The following is a 17,482-nucleotide window of genomic DNA, read 5'->3' on the forward strand; positions in this document are numbered from 1 at the left end:
TCGAGAGCCGGCGCGGTCGAGCGCCGCGAGGGCGACCCAGGGAACGGCAGCGCGATGACGGTGACAGAGGACGGCCCGACGGCCGTGGACGGCATGGACGACGTGGCCGGCGTGGTCGACGTCTCCTACGGTCCCGGCATCGACCCCGAGCGCATGGCCGTCTGCCTCAGCGTGCTCGAAGAACTCGACAAGCTGGACGTCGACCACCCCGACGCCATCGCCGTGCGCCGCGCCACCGCCGGCGTCTACCGCACGGTCAAGCAGCGCCGCCGTCAGGAGCGCCGGGCGTCCAAGACCGCCCACGACAAGGCGGTCACCGAGGCCACGGCGACCGGCTCCGCCCAGCGCATCGACGACGAGACCGAGGGCATCCTGCCGTCGTCGGTGACCGAGGAGGGCAAGATCGCGGGGATACTCCAGCGCCCGCGCTCCTGCTACACCTGCAAGGCCCGCTACGTCGAGGTCGACTACTTCTACCACCAGCTCTGCCAGAACTGCGCCGCCGAGAACCGCTCCCGCCGCGACGCCCGCACCGACCTCACCGGCAAGCGCGCGCTGCTCACCGGCGGCCGGGCCAAGATCGGCATGTACATCGCGCTGCGGCTGCTGCGCGACGGCGCGCACACCACGATCACCACGCGCTTCCCCAAGGACGCCATCCGCCGCTTCAAGGCCATGGACGACTCGGGGGACTGGCTGCACCGCCTGGAGGTCGTCGGCACCGACCTGCGCGACCCCGCGCAGGTCGTGGCCCTGGCCGACCGGATCGCCGCACAGGGCCCGCTCGACATCCTGATCAACAACGCGACCCAGACGGTACGCCGGCTGCCCTCCGCGTACGCCGCGCTGGTCGAGGCGGAGAGCGCTCCGCTGCCCGCCGGTGAACTGCCCGCCCACCACGTCATCGGCGCCTTCAACTCCGGCGCGGTCGACGGACTGACCGCGCTGCCCGTCGGCATCAGCGGCCTCGACGCGCAGAAGGTCGCGGATCTCGCCCTGGTCGCGGGCAACGCCAGCGTCGCCCGGCACCTCGACGGCACGGCCATCGACGCGGGCGGTCTCGTGCCCGACGTCGTCGACACCAACACCTGGGTGCAGACCATCGAGCAGATCTCCCCGGTGGAGCTCCTCGAAACCCAGCTGTGCAACTACACGGCGCCGTTCATCCTGATCAGCAAGCTGCGGCCGGCGATGTCCGGGGCGGCGCGCGAGGCGGTCAGCAAGCGCGCGTACGTCGTCAACGTGTCCGCGATGGAGGGCGTGTTCGGCCGCGGCTACAAGGGTGCGGGGCATCCGAACACGAATGCCGCGAAGGCCGCGATGAACATGGTGACGCGGACCAGTGCGCAGGAGATGTTCGAGGCGGACGGGATTCTGATGACCTCGGTCGACACGGGGTGGATCACCGACGAGCGTCCGCACTACGACAAGCTGCGCTTGGCCGACGAGGGGTTTCATGCGCCGCTCGACCTTGTGGACGGTGCGGCGCGGGTGTACGACCCGATCGTGCGGGGTGAGGCGGGGGAGGATCTGTACGGGGTCTTCATGAAGGACTACGCGCCCGGGAAGTGGTAGGCGGGCGTCCTCGTGCGTCTGCGGGGCTGTGGGGGCTGGTCGCGCCCACGCGGCGGAGCCGCATATCGACACAGCCCCGCGCCCCTAGGTGGGTTTGTGCAGCCGCATGTGGTCATGAACCGTTTGTGTCGCTGCCGGGTGTGCTGGGCGTACTCGGGTTCCGCCGTCCACCAGTAGGTCTGTTCCCGTTACCCATTCCGCCGCGTCCGAGGCCAGCCAGAGGACCGCTCGGGCGATGTCCTCGGGCTCGCCGATTCGGCCGAGTGGTAGGCCTGTGGCGATTTCCTTCTCGCCCGGCTCCCACACGAAGCGGGCCATCTCCGTGCGGACGAGGCCGGGGGAGACCGAGTTGACCCGTACCTTCGGGGCCAGTTCGCCCGCGAGCTGCTGGGTGAGGTGCAGGAGTGCGGCCTTGCTGGTGCCGTACGCGCCGACGTGGGGGCCGACATGCGTGGCGCCCTCCGTGCAGATGTTGATCACGGTGCCGCCGTGTTCGCGCATCCACGCCCGCCACACGTACTGCGTCAGCCGCAGGGGGGCTTCGACGTTGACGGTGAACGCCGCACGCCAGATGTCGGGGTCGGCGTCCATGAGCGGGCCGTAGGGCTGGTTGGTTGCCGCGTTGTTCACGACGATGTCGAGCCGCCCGAACGCGTCGAGTGTGAACTCGGTCAACGCCGACAGGTGTGCCGGATCGGCGACACTGCCCGCCAGCCCGACCCCACCGAGTTCCTCGGCGGCCCGCAGCACCCCGTCCGGGTCGCGGGCCGTCACACACACCCGCGCCCCCGCCCGCGTCAGCGCCCGGGCGACGGCCAGCCCGATCCCGCGCGTGCCCCCGGTGATCAGGGCGACCCGCCCCTCAAGTCCGTACGGCGACGTCATCCGCGTACCGTCTCATGACGGACCGTCAGCCAACAGCCCCTGGACCCAGGGGGTCAGTCGACTGCGCCCAGCCGGGAGTGCTGCTCCGCGACCAGCTCCAGCAGGGTGCGCCAGTCCTCCAGGACCCCCGCGTCGAAGCCCGGGACCCGGCCGGCCTCGTCCGCCTGGCGCAGGGCCAGCGTGTCGGCTTCCGTGTGCGGGTCCAGGTCCGAGGCGTGCGGGCTGTCGTGTACGAGGCGGGCGACCCGTTCGCCGAGCAGGTGCCGGACGGCGTCGGCCGCGAACCGGGCGTGCCGGGTGGGGGCGCCGGGTACGAGGAGCCGGCCGATGACATGGACCAGGCCCGCCACCTGGAGTTCCTTGTCGGCGGGGCGACTTCGGCGCAGCAGGGCAGCCGTCTGGAGGGCGTGCTCGTGCAGGTCGACCGGACCGGAGGTGCCGCCGTCGTGCGCCGGGGTGCCCCGGCAGGCGTGCAGCAGATCCATCAGTTCCTCGACGCCGCGCAGCTCCATACGTCAGTCCTCCCGAGTTCCACCGCGGGACCAGCCGTTGCCGTCGGCAGCAGACCATGGCCGACTTGCGCGCGGGCCAACGGAAGCTGAACTGCCGGTTGAGCCGTACGAGTGATGCGCAAAACGCTCTCAACGTTACAAACAACCGCAGATTATGGCTCAATGAACACTGAGCGACTTGAGTTCTTTACTCCTTGTTTTCACCCCATCGAGCGGGCGCCCGCTCATTTGGTTAATACTGGTGCGGACGGGCAGCACGACTGGGTTCCACCCACACCCACGGTCCGTTACCGGCGCCACCGCGTCCTGACTGTTCTCGACCCAGACCCGAGTGGATGTGGAGCGGCCGGCATCAGACTGGTCCCGAAGTCCCGAGGGTGACCGACACATAAGGAGTGCGCGGTGACACCGAAGAAGACGGATCTCGAACAAGGCCCTGAAGAACGCACGGCGGCCCCCGGCGACCGAAGCGACCGGCTCGGCAGCCTCGACGTGTGGGCCAGGTCGGCCCCGATCCGCCTGGCGGGCTACGAGGACGACCTCGCCGAGCCCCACATCCTGCCCAGCGTCGACTGACGCCCCGACAGGACCTGCAGAGATCGCCGTCAGCATGGGCGTGCCAGACTTGCGCCCATGCTGAGCACAGAGATCCGGCGGGCCACGGCCGACGACTGGCCCCGGATCTGGCCGTTCTGGCACCGCGTCGTCGCCGCCGCCGAGACCTACGCCTGGGCCCCGGACACCTCCGAGGAAGCGGCCCGCGACCTGTGGATGAGCCCGGCCAAGCAGGTGTACGTCGCCGAGGACAGTGCCGGAGCCGTCGTGGGCTCCGCGTTCCTCACCCCCAACTACGGCGGTCCCGCGGCCCGCGTCGCCAACGCCGGCTTCATGGTCGACCCCGACTGCGGCGGCCGTGGCATCGGCCGAGCCCTCGCCGAACACGTCCTGAGCGAGGCCGAGGCCCACGGCTACCGGGGCATGGTCTTCAACGCCGTCGTCGAGACCAACCCCGCGGTCAAGCTGTGGACCTCGCTCGGTTTCACGATCCTGGGTACCGTGCCGGACGCGTTCGACCATCCCCGCCACGGCCGGGTGGGCCTGCACATCATGCACAAGGCCCTCGGCGACTGAGCGGTTCCACCGCTTCTAGGCGAGCGGGGCCGTTCGCCGCCAGGGGTGGAGCTCCTCCAACTGCTGGGCCACGTCGAGGAGTACGGCCTCCGAGCCCGGGCGGCCCACCAGCTGTACGGAGCAGGGCGCGCCCGAGGGCAGGGTGCCGAACGGTACGGCCATCGCCGGCCAGCCCGTCAGGTTCCACGGGGGCGTCATCGGCGAGTAGTTCGTGTTGGCGAGGACGTTGCGCAGCCAGCCCCGCTCGTGCCAGGCCGCCGCGGCGGGCGAACGCCGGGCGAGTGCCGGGGTGAGCAGCACGTCGTGCTCGGCGAAGAACGGCTCCAGGCGCCGGCGGAGCTGTTCCTTGTGCTGCCCCCGCTCGACGTACCCGACGAACCGGCGCCCGACGGCCGCGTGGACCCGGGTGCGCCGGCTCAGTCCGCTCCGGTCGAAGCCCTCCGCGTCCCGTGCCGTGCCCGCCGTCCAGTGCGTGAACGAGGTGACGCCGATCGACAGCGGGTAGGGCGGGTCGGCGGGCCGCACCTCGTGACCGGCGCTGTCCAGCAGCGCGGCGGCCTCACGCGCGGCCGATGTGAACGGCCTGCTGATGGTGACGCCGGCGATGGGGCTGCGGACGGAGAGGGCGATCCTGCGGCCGGCGTGCGCGTCCGACCGTACGAACTCCGTGTCCGCGAGGACCGACAGCATCAGGCGGGCGTCCTCGACCGTCGTCGCCAGCGGGCCGTTCTCCGACATGCCGAACCAGTCGCCGTTGCCGATGCCCGCCGGGACGACCCCGAGGCCCGGCTTGATGGTGACGGCACCGCAGTTGGCGGCGGGGATCCGCAGTGAGCCCATACCGTCGTTGCCCAGCGCGATCGGCACCATCCCGGCCCCGACGGCCGCGGCGCTGCCGCCCGAGGAACCGCCCGCCGTGCGGGTGGTGTCCCAGGGGTTGCGGGCCGTGCCGAGCGGGCCCTCCGTCGTGCCCCAGATGCACAGCTCGGGCACATTGGTGACCCCGACGACGATCGCGCCCGCCGCGCGGAGCCGGGCCACGGTGATGTGGTCGTGGTCGGCGGGGGTGTCCGGCGACGCGGGGGAGCCGTGCCGTGTCGACTCGCCGCGCACGCCCAGGTTGTCCTTCACTGCGATGGGCACGCCCGCGAGCGGGAGGTCCGCCAGGTCCGCGCGGCCCGCCACCTCGTCCGCCTCGGCCAGCGCCTCCTGGGCCCGCAGCCGGCGGAACGCACCGACGCGAGCATCCAGCAGTTCGATGCGCGCGAGATGCTCGGCCACGACTTCGCGCGGTGTGACGCGCTTCTCGCGTACGGCGGCGGCGATCTCGACGGCGGTACGGCCGGCCCAGCTGGTCACGGGGGCTCCTCGGGGTGGATACGACACATCGTGCTACGCGTGAGGCGATGAGGCTACTCGTGAGTACAGGGGCCGTCGAGTGTCGTCGAGCTTGGACATTCGGGCCGGGTCGCTTGGACTTTTCTGGCGTGCGGGCCGCCAGGTTCCGACGTGGAGCCGCTGGTCATCCGATCACTGGCCCAACTGTCATGGCTTCGGGCCCCATTGACAGCCTTTGGGGTGCGCTCAATCATCACACCTCCGATGAATGGGAGCTTCCAGATGAGTAGGTATCCAAGAGGTCGGCTTCTGGGTGTGCTGGTGGCCTTGCTGCTGCTGGCCGCCCCGGTCCCGGCCGTCGCGCGCACCGCTGCGGCGAGCGTCCCCGTCACCGTGCCGGCCCTCGCGAACTGGACGCCGGAGCAGGGGAGTTACCGGTACCTCGGCTCTGCCAGGTTGGTCGCCGACTCCGTGCCCGAGCGCAGAGTCGCCGACACCCTCGCCGACGATCTGAGGGAGGCGGGCCATGGCACCGTACCCGTGGTGAGCGGCGGTGCGCATGCCGGTGACATCGTTATCGACGTGGCTCCGGGGCGGACCGCACTGGGCGCCGAGGGATACGAACTCCGGGCGGGTGCACGGCTGTCGGTGACCGGTGCGACCGAGCGCGGCGCCTTCTACGGCACCCGTACCCTGCTCCAGCTCCTTGCCCAGGGCGACCGGATCCCCGCCGGACGCACGGTCGACGTACCCCGGTACGCCGAACGGGGCGTCGGCGTGTGCGCCTGCTACATCCACATCTCGACGGGGTGGCTGGAGAACCTCGTACGCGACATGGCGTACCACAAGCTCAACCAGCTGCTCCTGGAACTCAAGGTGAAGAGCGACACCCACCCCGAGGCCAACACCTGGGGCTACTACACCAAGGACGAGATACGGCGGCTCGTCGCCCTCGGTGACAGGTACCACGTGGAGATCATCCCGGAGATCAACTCCCCGGGCCACATGGACCCCTGGATCGAGAACCGCCCCGATCTCCAGCTCACCGACTCCGACGGCGCCAAGCAGACCAGCAGGCTCGACATCACCCAGTCGGCCGCCTTCGACTACTACACGAGCCTGATCGACGAGTACGCGCAGGTGTTCACCGGCCGCTCCTGGCACATGGGCGCCGACGAGTACATGCTCGGCTCCGACTTCGCCAAGTACCCGCAGATGCTCCGGTACGCCCGGGAGAGGTTCGGGGCGAACGCCACACCCCAGGACGCCTTCATCGACTTCGTCAACCGTGTCCAGGCCCACCTGGCCGCCAAGGGTAAGAAGCTGCGCATCTGGAACGACGGGCTCACCGGCGCCAACACCGTGCCGGTGACCGTCGGCACCACGGTCGAGCACTGGCTGAACGTGGCCGTGAAACCGAGCCAACTCCGCGCCCAGGGCTACCCGTTGATGAACGCGGCCTACGCCCTGTATCTCGTCCGGGGCGGCTTCCACAGTGACACCAAGGGCCTGTACGACCAGAGTTGGGACCCGCGCAGCTTCGAGGGCGAGAAGCTCGCCACCAGCGAGGGCATCACCGGCGCGAAGATCAGCCTCTGGCCGGACAACGGGCGCGGCGAGACCGAGAACGAGGTCGCCGTCGACACCGGCCCGGCGCTGCGGCAGCTCGCGCAGGCCACCTGGGGCGATCCGCATCCCGACGCCACGTACGCCCGGTTCACCGCGCGGGGGACGGCCGTCGGGCACGCACCCGGTTGGCGGGACCTGACCCGGGTGCCGGTCACGGACGGGACGTACACCTTCACGGCGGCGGGTGCCGACTCCCTCACCGCCGAGGTGCGCCGCACACCCGACGGATACGTCACCCTGCGCACCGGCGACGGCTGCCTGGAGGTGCGCGGCGGAAAGCTCACGCTCAACACCCCGCTCCAGCCCGGCGTCGAGCTCACCGCGCAGGCCTGTGACGCCGCGAACACCCTGCAGCGCTGGGAGTTGGAGCAGTCCGCAGGGGGCTACCACCTCGTCAGCGCGATCACACGGATGGCGGTGCGGGTGACCGACGACGGTCGTCTCGTGCAGTACCCGCCGGACCAACACCCGCCCGCTGTCTGGCACTTGACCACCGCCAACTGACCCGAGGAGTCGTTCCCCCATGACAGTCTCCAGACGTCTCTTCGTCACGGCGGCCGCCGCGATCGCCGCCTCCAGGGGCACCTCGGCGGCCCTCGCCGCCCCGGCAGCGGCTCCGGTCGCGGATGAGCCGGTGTTCCGTATCCCCGTCGGCCCCACCGACTCCGCCGAGGTCCTTGTCCGCAAGGCATCCCAAGTGCGGCCCACCGCACGGCAGATCGCCTGGCAGCGGCTGGAGCGGACCGCGTTCCTGCACTTCGGCGTCAATACCTTCACCGGCCTCGAATGGGGCACGGGCGACGAGGACCCGGACGTCTTCCAGCCGGCCGGCCTCGACACCGACCAGTGGGCGCGGGCCCTGCGCGACGGCGGCTTCAAGCTCGCCATTCTCACCGTCAAGCACCACGACGGCTTCGTCCTCTACCCCTCCCGGTACACCAACCACTCGGTGGCATCGAGCAGTTGGAGAAGCGGCCAGGGCGACGTACTGCGCTCGTTCGCCGACTCCATGCGGCGGTACGGGCTGAAGGTCGGTGTGTACATCTCCCCGGCCGACGAGAACCAGTATCTGCACGGCGTCTACGCCAACGGCAGCGCGCGCACCGAGCACACCATCCCGACGCCGGTCGGAAACGACGACCGGCCGGACGGCCCGGTGTTCACCCTCCCCGCCACCGACTACGGCGCCCATATGCTCGACCAGCTCTACGAGGTTCTCACCGAGTACGGGCCCGTAGACGAGGTCTGGTTCGACGGCGCCCAGGGGCGCATCCCGCCGGACAAGGTCGAGAAGTACGACTGGGACAGCTGGTACACCCTCGTCCGCACCCTCGCCCCGGACGCCACGATCGCAGTCTCCGGCCCCGATGTCCGCTGGGTCGGCAACGAGGGCGGCCTGGCGCGCGAGAACGAGTGGAGCGTCGTACCGGTCACCGAGAAGGACTACGGCCGCACCGACTTCGCGCTCTCGTACGACGCTGCGGACATGGGCGGCCGGGACGCGCTCGTCGCGGCTCGTGGGGTGGCCGACTACGTCCAGTGGTGGCCGGCCGAGTGCGATGTGTCGATCAGGGACGGCTGGTTCTACCACGCCGACCAACAGCCCAAGACTGTCGACCAGTTGACCGAGATCTACTTCGGCTCGGTCGGCCGCAACGCCGTACTCCTTCTCAACGTCCCGCCGGACACGGACGGCCGCCTCGCCGCCTCCGACGTCACCCGGCTACGGGAGTTCCGGGAGCGCGTCGACCGGGAGCTGCCGGCCGACCTGACGCTCGGGGCTCAGGTGACACGGACTCCGGGGACCGTCACCGTCGACCTCGGCAGGGAGCGGGAGGTGGACCGGGTTCGGCTCGCGGAGGACATTCGGTACGGACAGCAGGTCGAGGACTTCGTCGTCGAGGCGTTCACCGGGGGCCGCTGGACCCGGGTGGCAGGGGCGGGCACCGTCGGTGCGAGCCGGATCCTTTTGCTGACGGCACCGGTCCGGGCCCGGCGGTGGCGGGTCCGGGTGACACGGTCACGCTCGGAGGTGCGGATCGCGGAGTTCGGGCTGTACAGGTCCGCGAAGGGCTGACGATCGTGGCGGGGCGCCCCGCGCGCCCTGCGAGGGGCGCGGGCCGTCACGATCTGCGGCTCCGCCGCGGGGCGCGACCAGCCCCGACCGGACCCGCGGACGAATCACGGCCTCCCCAGTGGAACGTCAGGCTGGCCCCGCAACCACTGCTCCACCTCGCCCACGTGCGCCGCCGCCGCTGCCCGGGCCGCCTCCGGGTCGCGGGCGACGAGCGCACGGTGGATCGCCGCATGCTCACGCCGTGTGCGTGTGAACGCGCCCTCTTCCTGGTAGGCGCGCCAGACACGGGCGCGGAAGGTGCGGGAGGAGAGGCCCTCCAGGATCGCCGCCATGCTGTCGTTGCCGGCCGCGGCGGTGATCTCGCGATGGAAGGCCAGGTCGTGGGCGAGGATCTCCTCGGGATCGTCGGTGGCGTTCATCGCCGTGAGGTGCTTCTCCACCTTCGCGAGCTGGTCCGGGGTGATCCGTGCGGCGGCCAGCGCGGTCGCCGTCGACTCCAGGATGCGCCGGACCTCCAGCAGCTCGGCCAGTCGCGGGCCCCGCGAGAGATCCGCGACCACACCGAAGGTCTCCAGCAGATCGCCGGCCTCCAGCTGGGTCACGTAGATGCCCGAGCCGTGCCGGGCCTCCAGGACGCCCATCACGGTGAGCGCCCGGATCGCCTCCCGCATCGAGCTGCGCGAGATGCCCAGCCGGACGGCGAGATCGCGCTCCGTGGGCAGTCGCTGCCCGGGTTCCAGGCGGCCCTCGCCGATCATCGCCTTTATCTGCTCGATGGCGCGCTGCGTCACGGAGCCCTTCTGCGGGGCGGCCGCTGTGCTGACGGCCGGGATCTCGTCCACGCCGTGTCCTCCTGTCGCCGGGTGCCGCCGCAGTCTAACCAGCAGGTTGGTCGGACCACTACTGGCTGAATCGAGGAAAATTTGGCCCTGTGGGGTGTTCTAACCTGGAAGTGGTCTGATAAATATGCGGGCATCCGCTCGATCACGCTCAATGAGGAGCTGTCAGATGTTCGACAGAACAGTGGGGAATCCGAAGAGGCGACGCACGACGAGGGCCGTCGGCGCGGTGGCTGTGGCCGCCTGTGCCGGTCTGGTGCTCAGCGCCTGCGGCAGCACCAAGGACAGCGTCGCCTCGGGTGGCGACAGCGGTGACGGGACCGGCAAGGTCGGAGTGATCCTGCCGCTGCTCACGTCGCCGTTCTGGCAGGCGTACAACGACTACGTACCGAAGATGGCCAAGGCCGAGGGCGTCGACACGCTGAAGACCGTCAACTCCAACAGCGACCCCGCTCAGCAGATCACCGACATCAACAACCAGCTCAACCAGGGAGTGAAGGGCCTGGTGGTCGCGCCTCTCGACAGCGCCGCCATCGAGGCGGGGCTCGACCAGGCCGAACGCAAGGGCGTGCCCGTCGTGGCCGTCGACGTGGCGCCCGAGAAGGGCAAGGTCGCCATGGTCGTACGCGCCAACAACGTCGCGTACGGCGAGCAGGCCTGCGAGTACCTCGGCAAGCACATCACCTCGGGCAAGGTCGTCCAGATCATGGGCGATCTCGCGTCGGTGAACGGCCGTGACCGGTCGGAGGCGTTCCGGGCCTGTGTGAAGGCGAAGTTCCCGAAGCTCAAGGTGCTGGAGATCCCGGCCAAGTGGGAGTCGGACACCGCGGCCTCCAAGCTCGACACGCTGCTCAACGCCAACCCGGACCTCAAGGGCATCTACATGCAGGCCGGCGGTGTCTACCTGGCGCCCACCCTCCAGACCCTGAAGTCCAAGGGGATGCTGAAGAAGACCGGCCAGCCCGGGCATATCGCGATCGTCTCGAACGACGGCATCCCGCAGGAGTTCGACGCCATCCGCAAGGGTGAGATCGACGCGACCGTCTCGCAGCCCGCGGACCTCTACGCCAAGTACGGCATGTTCTACATCAAGGCCGCGATGGAGGGAAAGACCTTCAAGCCGGGCCCGACCGACCACGGTTCCACGATCGTCAAGCTGCCCAGCGGCATCCTGGAGGACCAGCTGCCCGCGCCCCTGGTCACCAAGGACAACGTCGACGACACCGCGCTCTGGGGCAACACGGTCGGATGAACAGCCAGCCACGGGACAACCCGGACACCCCCGCCGTACCGCTCGTCGAGGCGCGCGACATCACCAAGCGGTACGGCCCCACCACCGCACTCCAGGGCGGTCGGCTCACCGTCCTGCCGGGTGAGTCGCACGCCCTCGTCGGCCGCAACGGCGCCGGAAAGTCCACCCTGGTCACCATCCTCACCGGCCTCCAGGCACCCGACGAGGGCACGGTCAGCTTCGACGGCCGGCCCGCGCCCCCGCTCGCCGACCGCGACGCCTGGCGCTCCAAGGTGGCCTGCGTCTACCAGAAGCCCACTGTCGTCCCCGAGTTGACGGTCGCCGAGAACCTCTTCATCAACCGGCAGCCGACCGGCCGCGGCGGAGCGATCAACTGGCGTCGGCTGCGCACCGAGGCCGCCGAACTCCTCGACACCTGGGACGTCCACGTCGACCCGGAGGCCCACACCTCCGACCTCAAGGTCGAGGACCGCCAAATGGTGGAGATCGCACGGGCGTTGAGCATCGGCGCCCGGTTCATCGTCCTCGACGAACCGACCGCCCAGCTCGACAGCCGGGAGATCGACCGGCTCTTCAGCCGGATGCGCGCACTCCAGGACTCCGGCGTCACCTTCCTGTTCATCTCGCACCACCTCCAGGAGGTGTACGAGGTGTGCCAGACGGTGACCGTCCTGCGCGACGCCCGCTGGATCATCACCGCACCCGTCGCCGACCTTCCGCGCCAGGCCCTGGTGGAGGCCATGGCCGGCGAGTCGATCGCCGAACAGGCCTTCACCCCCAAGGGAGTCGAGCCCGGGGCGCCGGTGCTGCTGGCAGCGGAGGGGCTCACCTCACCGGCGTACGAGAACATCGACCTGACCGTGCGCCGGGGTGAGGTCGTCGGGCTCGCCGGCTCCAGCGCCAGCGGCAAGATCGAGCTGGCCGAGTCGTTCGCCGGACTGCGCACACCCACCAGTGGCAGCGCCCGGCTCGACGGCGGACTGCTGCCGTTCGGCGATGTGCAGGCGGCGTTGACCGCGGGCGTCGCCTGTGTGCCGCGTGACCGGCACGAACAGGGACTGGTCTCCGGCATGACCGTCGGCGACAACGCCACCATGAGCGTGCTGCGCCGTCTGGGCCGGTACGGCTTCGTGTCCGAGGCCCGCAAACGCGGTTTCTCCGCCGCCCTCATCGACCGTCTCGACATTCACACCGAGGGCCCCGACCAGCCGGTGTCCGACCTGTCCGGCGGCAACGCGCAGAAGGTCGTCATGGCCCGCGCGCTCGCCTCCGACCCCAAGCTGCTCGTCCTGATCAACCCCACCGCGGGCGTCGACGTGAAGTCCAAGGAGTCCCTCCTCGCCCGCATGGACAGCGCCAGCGAGGACGGCACCGCGGTCCTGGTCGTCTCCGACGAACTCGACGACCTGCGCCGCTGCGACCGCGTCCTCGTCCTCTTCCACGGCCGCGTCGTCGCCGAACATCCGGCGGGCTGGCGCGACCACGAGCTGATCGCCTCCATCGAAGGAGTGGACCATGGCTACAGCGGCTCCCCGGGGGACGACCCCCGGACCCCCGGCCGAGGAGAGCAGGCCCGGGATGACTGAGATGCAGGTGCCGCGCACGCCCGTTCGGGCTCCGGACCCGCGCTCGGCCAAGACCGTACTGCTGCGCCGCGCGCGCGAACTCGCCCTGGTACCGGCTCTGTTGCTGCTCATGGTGCTGGGTACGGTGGTCAACGACTCGTTCCTGACCGAACGCAACCTGATCTCGATCCTCGGTGCCTCCGCCGCACTCGCGATGGTCGTGCTGGCCGAGTCGCTCGTCCTCATCACCGGCAAGTTCGACCTCTCCCTGGAGTCGGTCGTCGGCATCGCCCCGGCCGTCGGCGCGCTGCTCGTGCTGCCGGTCGCACAGTCCGGGTGGGGGACCGAACTGCCTGCTGTACTGGCCCTGTTGGCGATCCTCGTCGTCGGCGGAGTGATCGGCGCGTTCAACGGCATCCTGGTCGTCAAGTTCAAGCTCAACGCGTTCATCGTGACCCTCGCGATGCTGATCGTGCTGCGTGGGCTGCTCGTCGGCGCGACCAAGGGCAAGACCCTGTTCGGCATGCCCGACTCCTTCTACTCCCTCGCCACCACCACCTTCCTCAACGTCCCCATGTCGGTGTGGGTCGCCGGGGCCTGCTTCGCGGTCGCCGGACTCGTCCTCAAGTACCACCGCGTCGGCCGTGCTCTGTACGCGATCGGCGGCAACGCGGACGCGGCCCGGGCCGCCGGAATCCGGGTCGAACGGGTGATGCTCGGCGTGTTCGTCGTCGCCGGTGTGCTCGCCTCCGTCGGCGGGATCATGCAGACCGGGTATGTGGGCGCGATCAGCGCCAACCAGGGCAACAACATGATCTTCACCGTCTTCGCGGCGGCCGTCATCGGCGGCATCAGCCTCGACGGCGGCAAGGGCACGATGTTCGGTGCGCTGACCGGCGTACTCCTGCTGGGTGTGGTGCAGAACCTGCTGACTCTGGCCCAGGTGCCGTCGTTCTGGATCCAGGCGATCTACGGCGGAATCATCCTGGTGGCGCTGATGATCGCCCGTCTGACGACAGGACGTGCGCAGGACTGATCCCGAGCCACACCCCTGACGTACCTGACGTACCCCTGAGGTTCCCCTGGTGGAGCCCCTGCCACTGACGAAAGGCATCCCGTGTCCCCGACCCCCGGTCCCCCCGGCCCCTCCGCCCGCGTCACCGCGGTCGACACCTACGACATCCGGTTCCCCACCTCGCGGGAGCTCGACGGCTCCGATGCGATGAACCCCGACCCCGACTACTCGGCGGCCTACGTCGTGCTGCGTACCGACGCCGGCGACGGGCACGAGGGGCACGGGTTCACCTTCACCATCGGGCGGGGCAACGAGGTCCAGGTCGCCGCGATCGACGCGCTGCGCGGTCATGTGATCGGCCGGTCCGTCGACGAGCTGTGCGCGGACCCGGGCACCCTGAACCGCGACCTGATCGGCGACAGCCAGCTGCGCTGGCTCGGACCCGAGAAGGGCGTGATGCACATGGCGATCGGCGCCGTCGTCAACGCCGTCTGGGATCTCGCAGCCAAAAGGGCAGGTCAGCCGCTGTGGCGGCTGCTCGCGGAGGCCGAACCCGAGTGGCTCGTCCGGCAGGTCGACTTCCGCTACCTCACGGACGCGCTCACCCCCGAGGAAGCCCTCGACCTGCTGCGCCGGGGCCGGGAGGGCGCCGCCGAACGCACGGCCGAGCTGCTGGCGACGGGATTCCCCGCCTACACCACCTCCGCCGGCTGGCTCGGCTACGACGACGAGAAGCTCACCCGGCTCGCCGCCGAGGCCGTCGCCGACGGCTTCACGCAGATCAAGCTGAAGGTCGGAGCGGACCTCGACGACGACATGCGCCGCTGCCGGGTCGCCCGCGCCGTCGTCGGCCCCGACATCCGCATGGCGATCGACGCCAACCAGCGCTGGGACGTCGACGAGGCGATCCGCTGGACGAAGGCGCTCGCCGAGTTCGACCCGTACTGGATCGAGGAGCCCACCAGCCCCGACGACATCCTCGGCCACGCCACGATCCGCCGGGCCGTCGCACCCGTCAAGGTCGCCACCGGCGAACACGTCCAGAACCGCGTCGTCTTCAAGCAACTCCTCCAGGCCGACGCCCTCGACATCGTGCAGATCGACGCGGCCCGCGTCGGCGGTGTCAACGAGAACCTCGCCATCCTGCTGCTCGCCGCCAAGTTCGGCGTCCCCGTCTGCCCGCACGCGGGTGGCGTCGGCCTGTGCGAACTCGTCCAGCACCTGTCGATGTTCGACTACGTCGCCCTCGCCGGCACGACCGAGAACCGGGTCATCGAGTACGTCGATCATCTGCACGGCCACTTCCTCGACCCCGTGGTGATCAGGCAGGGTCATTACCTGGCACCGACCGCGCCGGGCTTCTCCGCGACCATGCGGCCGGAGTCCATCGCGGAGTTCACGTTCCCCGGCGGCACCTTCTGGGCCGCCGACCTGGCGAAGGAGAAGGGGCAGGCCGCATGACCGACTTCGAGGGTCTCAAGGCGCTGGTCACGGGCGGCGCGTCCGGCATCGGCCGGGCGACGGCGGAACTGCTGGCGGCGCGCGGCGCCCGGGTCGCCGTCCTCGACCTGGACCCGTCGTCGGTCGAGGAACCGCTGCTCGGACACAAGGCGGACGTCACCGACGACACGTCCGTGCGGGAGGCGGTCGCCGCGGCCGTGGCCGACCTCGGCGGCCTCGACATCCTCGTCAACAACGCCGGCATCGGCGCCCAGGGCACCGTCGAGGACAACGACGACGAGGAATGGCACCACGTCTTCGACGTCAACGTGCTCGGCATGGTCCGTGTCGCCCGCGCCGCACTGCCGCATCTGCGGAACTCGGCGCACGCCGCCATAGTGAACACCTGCTCGATCGCGGCCACGGCCGGCCTGCCGCAGCGCGCCCTGTACAGCGCCACCAAGGGCGCCGTGTACTCGCTGACCCTGGCCATGGCCGCCGATCACGTGCGTGAGGGAGTGCGCGTGAACTGCGTCAACCCGGGGACGGTCGACACTCCCTGGGTCGGCCGCCTCCTCGACGCGGCCCCCGACTCCGCCGCCGAACGCACCGCGCTGGAGTCCCGCCAGCCCACCGGCCGCCTGGTCTCGGCAGCCGAAGTCGCGGGCGCCATCGCCTACTTGGCGAGCCCCCTGTCCGGCGCCACCACCGGCACGGCACTCGCCGTCGACGGCGGTATGCAGGGCCTGCGGCTGCGCCCGGCCGGCCGGTGACCGCATTTCCCGGAGGACAGCCCCGGGACCTCCAGCAGAACTTCCGGTCAGCGGGAGCGACCGGCGCGGACAACGTGAGGGAATCCGAGTGAACACGCCGAACAGCACGCCAGGGAGCGCCCCCGGCTCCGCACCCGCGCCCATGCCGGTGCACACGCTGGGCCGCAGCGGCGTCGAGATCACCGGCCTGGCCTTCGGCGCCGCCGCCATCGGCAACCTCTTCACCGAGGTCACCGAGGAACAGGCGCACGACGCCGTGTCCGCCGCCTGGGACGCGGGCATCCGCTACTTCGACACCGCACCGCACTACGGCATCGGCCTCTCCGAACGACGCCTCGGCGCGGCCCTGCGCGAGCACCCACGCTCGGCGTACACCCTCTCCACGAAGGTCGGCCGACGCCTGGAGCCCGCCGAGACCCCGGCCGGCGACGACCTCGCCAACGGCTTCGCGGTCCCCGCCACCCACACCCGGGTCTGGGACTTCAGCGCCGACGGCGTGCGCCGCACCCTGGAGGCGAGTCTGGAGCGGCTCGGCGTCGACCACGTCGACGTCGTCTACCTCCACGACCCCGACGACCACGCCGAGGAGGCCTTCGGCGAGGCCTATCCGGCGCTGGAGAAACTACGCTCGGAAGGCGTCGTGCGCGCCATCGGCGCGGGGATGAACCAGACCGGGATGCTCACCCGCTTCGTCCGGGACACGGACGTCGACGTGGTTCTGTGCGCCGGCCGCTACACGCTCCTCGACCGGAGCGCGCTCACCGAACTCCTGCCCGCCGCGGTCGAACGCGGAAAGTCCGTGGTGATCGGCGGCGCCTTCAACTCCGGTCTGCTGGCGGACCCCAGGCCCGGAGCGACCTACAACTACACCACCGCCTCAGGTGAGTTGCTGGACCGCGCCCTGCGCATGAAGGCCGTCGCCGACCGCCACGGCATCACGCTGCGCGCCGCCGCGCTCGCCTTCTGCGCGGCCCACCCGGCCGTCGCCGGGGTCCTCGTCGGCACCCGTTCCGCCGCCGAAGTCCGCGACTGCGCAGAGCAGTTCACCGTGTCCGTGCCCCCGGCCTTCTGGCAGGAGCTCCAGGACACCGGCCTGCTGTCCGCCGACGAGCCGTCCCAGGAGCCGTCATGAGAGTCGCCCTGCACACCAGGGTCCGCGCCGACCGCGTCGCCGAGTACGACGCCGCCCACCGTGAGGTGCCGGTCGAGCTGACCGACGCCATCCGCGCCGCCGGGGCCACCTCCTGGACGATCTGGCGCAGCGGCACCGACCTCTTCCACGTCCTGGAGTGCGAGGACTACGGCCGCCTCCTCGCCGAGTTGGAGAAACTGCCGGTCAACGTGGCCTGGCAGGCACGGATGGCCGAACTCCTCGACGTGGTGCACGACTACTCCACCGAGGGTGCGGACTCGGGGCTGCCGGTCGTCTGGGAGCTGCCGTGAGCTTCCCG

General features: G+C 70.4%; 16 protein-coding genes. 12 read left to right on the forward strand and 4 right to left on the reverse strand.

The window, feature by feature from the left end; genetic code table 11:
* Nucleotides 1-54 precede the first annotated feature (54 nt).
* Nucleotides 55-1,575: an SDR family NAD(P)-dependent oxidoreductase gene (locus tag OG241_RS46650; RefSeq protein WP_405824788.1), complete on the forward strand. Its 1,521-nt coding sequence runs from the start codon at nt 55-57 to the stop codon at nt 1,573-1,575.
* Between the two features lie 84 nt (nt 1,576-1,659).
* Here the strand turns inward: OG241_RS46650 and OG241_RS46655 are convergent, their stop codons facing one another.
* A complete protein-coding gene (locus OG241_RS46655; protein WP_405824790.1) occupies nt 1,660-2,460 on the reverse strand; it encodes an SDR family oxidoreductase in 801 nt (266 codons plus the stop codon).
* 53 nt (nt 2,461-2,513) lie between these two features.
* On the reverse strand, nt 2,514-2,972 hold the full coding sequence (locus tag OG241_RS46660) for a hypothetical protein (protein WP_405824792.1): 459 nt from the start codon (nt 2,970-2,972) through the stop codon (nt 2,514-2,516).
* A 402-nt stretch (nt 2,973-3,374) separates the two neighbouring features.
* Between OG241_RS46660 and OG241_RS46665 the strand changes: the two genes are divergently transcribed.
* Entirely contained in the window at nt 3,375-3,548 is a 174-nt protein-coding gene (locus tag OG241_RS46665; protein ID WP_405824794.1) for a hypothetical protein, read from the forward strand.
* Between the two features lie 57 nt (nt 3,549-3,605).
* A complete protein-coding gene (locus tag OG241_RS46670; protein WP_405824796.1) occupies nt 3,606-4,103 on the forward strand; it encodes a GNAT family N-acetyltransferase in 498 nt (165 codons plus the stop codon).
* 15 nt (nt 4,104-4,118) lie between these two features.
* On the opposite strand, the gene OG241_RS46675 is transcribed toward OG241_RS46670, so the two are convergent.
* Nucleotides 4,119-5,462, reverse strand: a complete 1,344-nt coding sequence (locus OG241_RS46675; RefSeq protein WP_405824798.1) for an amidase — start codon at nt 5,460-5,462, stop codon at nt 4,119-4,121.
* Between the two features lie 261 nt (nt 5,463-5,723).
* Here OG241_RS46675 and OG241_RS46680 point away from each other — a divergent pair, with 261 nt between their 5' ends.
* Nucleotides 5,724-7,574: a family 20 glycosylhydrolase gene (locus OG241_RS46680; protein WP_405824800.1), complete on the forward strand. Its 1,851-nt coding sequence runs from the start codon at nt 5,724-5,726 to the stop codon at nt 7,572-7,574.
* Nucleotides 7,575-7,593: 19 nt separating this feature from the next.
* Nucleotides 7,594-9,147 (forward strand): alpha-L-fucosidase, encoded by a 1,554-nt coding sequence (locus OG241_RS46685; protein ID WP_405824802.1) that lies wholly within the window; start codon nt 7,594-7,596, stop codon nt 9,145-9,147.
* Nucleotides 9,148-9,251: 104 nt separating this feature from the next.
* On the opposite strand, the gene OG241_RS46690 is transcribed toward OG241_RS46685, so the two are convergent.
* A complete protein-coding gene (locus OG241_RS46690) occupies nt 9,252-9,989 on the reverse strand; it encodes a FadR/GntR family transcriptional regulator (protein WP_405824803.1) in 738 nt (245 codons plus the stop codon).
* 166 nt (nt 9,990-10,155) lie between these two features.
* Here OG241_RS46690 and OG241_RS46695 point away from each other — a divergent pair, with 166 nt between their 5' ends.
* The 7 genes from OG241_RS46695 (at nt 10,156) to OG241_RS46725 (ending at nt 17,474) form a co-directional block, all read left to right on the forward strand.
* A complete protein-coding gene (locus tag OG241_RS46695; RefSeq protein ID WP_405824805.1) occupies nt 10,156-11,238 on the forward strand; it encodes a sugar ABC transporter substrate-binding protein in 1,083 nt (360 codons plus the stop codon).
* Nucleotides 11,235-12,824, forward strand: a complete 1,590-nt coding sequence (locus OG241_RS46700; protein WP_405824806.1) for a sugar ABC transporter ATP-binding protein — start codon at nt 11,235-11,237, stop codon at nt 12,822-12,824. Before OG241_RS46695 ends, OG241_RS46700 begins: the two co-directional genes overlap by 4 nt.
* Entirely contained in the window at nt 12,817-13,839 is a 1,023-nt protein-coding gene (locus OG241_RS46705) for an ABC transporter permease (RefSeq protein WP_405824807.1), read from the forward strand. Before OG241_RS46700 ends, OG241_RS46705 begins: the two co-directional genes overlap by 8 nt.
* Nucleotides 13,840-13,920: 81 nt before the next feature.
* Complete coding sequence (locus tag OG241_RS46710) at nt 13,921-15,279, forward strand: L-fuconate dehydratase (RefSeq protein WP_405824809.1); 1,359 nt, start codon at nt 13,921-13,923, stop codon at nt 15,277-15,279.
* On the forward strand, nt 15,276-16,031 hold the full coding sequence (locus tag OG241_RS46715) for an SDR family NAD(P)-dependent oxidoreductase (RefSeq protein ID WP_405824811.1): 756 nt from the start codon (nt 15,276-15,278) through the stop codon (nt 16,029-16,031). Before OG241_RS46710 ends, OG241_RS46715 begins: the two co-directional genes overlap by 4 nt.
* 148 nt (nt 16,032-16,179) lie before the next feature.
* Nucleotides 16,180-17,163 carry an aldo/keto reductase gene (locus OG241_RS46720; protein ID WP_405826817.1) on the forward strand — a complete coding sequence of 328 codons (984 nt, stop codon included), beginning with the start codon at nt 16,180-16,182 and terminating at the stop codon, nt 17,161-17,163.
* Nucleotides 17,160-17,474 (forward strand): L-rhamnose mutarotase, encoded by a 315-nt coding sequence (locus OG241_RS46725; protein ID WP_405824813.1) that lies wholly within the window; start codon nt 17,160-17,162, stop codon nt 17,472-17,474. The genes OG241_RS46720 and OG241_RS46725 overlap by 4 nt, the downstream gene beginning before the upstream one ends.
* Nucleotides 17,475-17,482: the final 8 nt, after the last annotated feature.

The organism is Streptomyces sp. NBC_01390 (assembly GCF_045040105.1).
In the GTDB taxonomy this organism is placed as follows: Bacteria; Actinomycetota; Actinomycetes; order Streptomycetales; family Streptomycetaceae; genus Streptomyces.

Excerpts from the sequence above, each read along its gene's own strand:
- OG241_RS46650 (WP_405824788.1), top strand. The coding sequence starts at position 55 with ATGACGGTGACAGAGGACGGCCCGACGGCCGTGGACGGCATGGACGAC.
- OG241_RS46655 (WP_405824790.1), bottom strand. The coding sequence starts at position 2,460 with ATGACGTCGCCGTACGGACTTGAGGGGCGGGTCGCCCTGATCACCGGG.
- OG241_RS46660 (WP_405824792.1), bottom strand. The coding sequence starts at position 2,972 with ATGGAGCTGCGCGGCGTCGAGGAACTGATGGATCTGCTGCACGCCTGC.
- OG241_RS46670 (WP_405824796.1), top strand. The coding sequence starts at position 3,606 with ATGCTGAGCACAGAGATCCGGCGGGCCACGGCCGACGACTGGCCCCGG.
- OG241_RS46680 (WP_405824800.1), top strand. The coding sequence starts at position 5,724 with ATGAGTAGGTATCCAAGAGGTCGGCTTCTGGGTGTGCTGGTGGCCTTG.
- OG241_RS46685 (WP_405824802.1), top strand. The coding sequence starts at position 7,594 with ATGACAGTCTCCAGACGTCTCTTCGTCACGGCGGCCGCCGCGATCGCC.
- OG241_RS46695 (WP_405824805.1), top strand. The coding sequence starts at position 10,156 with ATGTTCGACAGAACAGTGGGGAATCCGAAGAGGCGACGCACGACGAGG.
- OG241_RS46700 (WP_405824806.1), top strand. The coding sequence starts at position 11,235 with ATGAACAGCCAGCCACGGGACAACCCGGACACCCCCGCCGTACCGCTC.
- OG241_RS46705 (WP_405824807.1), top strand. The coding sequence starts at position 12,817 with ATGACTGAGATGCAGGTGCCGCGCACGCCCGTTCGGGCTCCGGACCCG.
- OG241_RS46715 (WP_405824811.1), top strand. The coding sequence starts at position 15,276 with ATGACCGACTTCGAGGGTCTCAAGGCGCTGGTCACGGGCGGCGCGTCC.
- OG241_RS46725 (WP_405824813.1), top strand. The coding sequence starts at position 17,160 with ATGAGAGTCGCCCTGCACACCAGGGTCCGCGCCGACCGCGTCGCCGAG.